At 74.3% G+C, this 3,239-nt stretch carries 1 protein-coding gene and 1 pseudogene; both read right to left on the bottom strand.

The window, feature by feature from the left end; translation table 11 throughout:
• A pseudogene (locus AC0699_RS28330) lies at positions 1 to 1,686 on the bottom strand (serine/threonine-protein kinase); the annotation flags it as partial.
• A 74-nt stretch (positions 1,687 to 1,760) separates the two neighbouring features.
• Entirely contained in the window at positions 1,761 to 3,050 is a 1,290-nt protein-coding gene (locus tag AC0699_RS28325; protein ID WP_478665647.1) for a DUF6986 family protein, read from the bottom strand.
• Positions 3,051 to 3,239 lie beyond the last annotated feature (189 nt).

The raw sequence follows: 3,239 nt of genomic DNA, 5'->3' as shown, positions 1-3,239 counted from the left end.
AACGCTTATCTTTTCCACGCTACAAGTGGGCCCCCCCCCCCCCCCCTCCGCCCCCCCCCCCCCCCCCCCCCCCCCCCCCCCCCCCCCCCCCGCCCGTGGTGCTGCTGCCGCCCGTGGTGCTGCTGCCGCCGGTGGTGGTGGACGTGCCACCGCCGTCGGAACCGCCGCCCGACGCGGAGCCTCCGGTGCTGCCAGTGCCGCCGCCGTCGGTGCCGCCCGTGCCCGCGGCTCCGCTCCTGCCGGGGTCCGGCTTGCGCGACGGGGAGCTCGACGACTTGTCGTCACCCCCGCCGGCCGGCTTCCCGCCGGTGCTCGCCGCGGGCTTCGAGGGGCTGACCGGATCCGGCTGCCGACCGGAACTCGTCCCGGACGGGCCCGCGTCCGCGCTCCCCGCCGCCTCGGCCCGCGCCGACTCGCCCCTGTGCACCAGCGCGTACGTCACGCCTCCCCCGGCGAGCAGCACGGCGGCGACCGCGGCGGCGATGAGCGACTTGGAACGGGCACGACCGGGTGCCGGCTGCGGGGGACCATACGGGGCGGAGCCGAAGCCCGCTGCACCCGCGCCGCTCTCCGCGCCCGCGTCGCCCCCCGCGCCCGCGGGCCCGAAACCCTGTGGCCGGTGCGGGACTTCGTTGCGGGTGGTGGGGACCGGTCCGGCCGTCGGCGAGCTCGCGTCGGCAGTCGGCGTCAGGGGCCCGGTGCCGGAAGGGACCGGGTCGGCACCGGGCAGCAGCGGGCCCGTTTCCGGCCCCGTTGCCGACGGGCCGGCGACCGCAGCCGCAGCGTCTGCGCCGGGCGCCCCGGTCCTCGGCCGCACCACGCCCCGCAGCCCCATCGTGTCCGCCGTTTCCCGGCCGCCCGCGACCTCGTCCAGAAGTCGCGCGGCGGTGGCCGCGTCGGGCCGCCGGGACGGATCCTTGTGCATCAGCGACTGCAGGACGGGGCCCAACCGGCCGGCCCGGCGCGGTTCGGGCAGCGGGTCGACGACGATCGCGGTGAGGGTGGACCAGGTGGACGTACGGCGGAACGGCGACGCGCCCTCCACCGCCGCGTAGAGCGTGGCGCCGAGCGCCCAGACGTCGGAGGCGGGGCCCGGGTCGTGGCCCTGGGCACGCTCGGGGCCAAGTAGTCGAGCGAGCCGACCAGTTCGCCGCTGCGGGTCAGATGCGTGGTCGAGCCGTCGCCGGGGTCGTCCATCGCGGCGATGCCGAAGTCGGTGAGGACGACACGGCCGGTGCGGTCCAGCAGGATGTTGCCCGGTTTGACGTCGCGGTGCAGCACGCCGACGCGATGGGCCGCGTCCAGCGCCTCCATCACCCGCGCGCCGACGGCCGCGGCATCGCGCGGGTCCATCACACCGCGCTCGGAGAGCACGTCGTCGAGCGACGGCCCGTCGACGAGTTCCATCACGATGACGGGCCGGCCCTCGTGCTCGGCGACGTCGTGGACGGCGATGACCCCCGGGTGGCGTACCCGTGCCGCCGCGCGCGCCTCGCGCTGCATCCGCAGCCGCAGATCGGCCAGTTCGGGCGCGGACGAGTCCGTGTACGTCCGCAGCTCCTTGACGGCGACCTCGCGGCCGAGGACGTCGTCGACGGCGCGCCAGACGACGCCCATGCCGCCACGGCCCAGTTGCCCGATCACCCGGTATCGGCCGGCCAGCCGCTCGTTCTCCCCCGAAGACACCGCTGCCCCGTTCCTCTGATCGCCTGTGGTGTGGCGTACAGACTACGGGGCAGGGGTGTTCGCTCCGGCCCGTGTTACTGGGCTGTGGCCGTCAGGTCACCGCGGCGCGGCCGGGCGAAGGCGTCGAGTTCGGCGCGGGTGAGCCCGGTGAGGCGGGCGACCTCGTCGTTGTCGAGGGCGCCGCAGTCGAGGCCGCGCAGCAGATAGCCGCTGAGCGCCTTCGCGGTGGCGGGCTCGTCCATGATGTCGCCCTCGGTCTTCGCCACGTACGCGGCGAGGCGGGCGGCTGCCGCCTCCATGCCCTCGCGATAGAAGGCGAAGACGGCGGCGTAGCGGGTCGGGAGGTGGCCCGGGTGCATGTCCCAGCCCTGGTAGTACGCGCGGGCCAGGGCGCGGCGGGTAAGGCCGTAGTGGAGCTTCCAGGCCCGGTGGACATGCTCGGTGGAGCCGACGGGCAGCACGTTCGTGGAGCCGTCGGAGACACGCACGCCGGTGCCGGCGGCGGCGACCTGCATGATCGCCTTGGCGTGGTCGGCGGCCGGGTGGTCGCTGGCCTGGTACGCGGCGCTGACGCCGAGGCAGGCGCTGTAGTCGAAGGTGCCGTAGTGCAGACCGGTGGCGCGGTTCTCGGCGGCGTCGATCATGCGGGCGACGGTGGCGGTGCCGTCGGCGGCGAGGATGGACTGGCTGGTCTCGATCTGGATCTCGAAGCCGATCCGGCCGGCGTCCAGGCCATGGGCCTTCTCGAAGGCTTCGAGGAGCCGGACGAACGCCGTGACCTGCTCGGGATAGGTGACCTTGGGGAGGGTGAGGACGAGTCCGTCGGGCAGTCCTCCGTGCTCCATCAGGCCGGTGAGGAAGATGTCCGTGGTGCGGATGCCGCGGTCGCGTACGGCGGCCTCCATGCACTTCATCCGGATGCCCATGTACGGGGCAGCGGTGCGGTTCGCGTAAGCCTCGGAGATCAGGCGGGCGGCGCGGGCGGCGTCCGCGTCCTCGTCGCGGCCGTGGTAGCCGTCCTCGAAGTCGACGCGAAGGTCCTCGATGGGCTCGCGCTCCAGCTTGGCCCGTACCCGGGTGTACACGGGCTCGGCGAGCTCGTCGGAGAGGCCCAGGACCCGGGCCAGTGTCCCGGCGTCCGGCGCGTGCTCGTCGAGGGCCGCGAGGGCCTGGTCGCCCCAGGAGCGGATGGTGCCGGCGCCGAAGGCGTCACCCGGGGCGTAGACGGTGTGGATGGGCTGGCGGGTGCCGGGGTCTCCCGGGTAGCGGCGGGCGAGCTCGGCGTCCACCGGTGCGAGGGAGGCGCTGATGTCCTCACTGACCGCGCCGGCGAGGCTCGTCGCCACCTTCTCCTGCTGACCCATTACCGCACCCTCCACACTCTCGCCGTTTCCGCCTATCGGAATCAACAATCCGTATGGTGAAGTTATCCGGGCGACTGGCCTGCGTCAATGGTCCCCCGGAACGGTGCGGGGCCGCGCGGTGGTTTCACCGTGCGGCCCCGGGCGGAGGGTGTGTGGGGTCAGCCCTTGCGGGTCTTGATCTCTTCGGTG

Source organism: Streptomyces sp. NPDC043870 (assembly GCF_056435785.1).
This window is presented reverse-complemented; position numbering and strand designations above follow the sequence as displayed.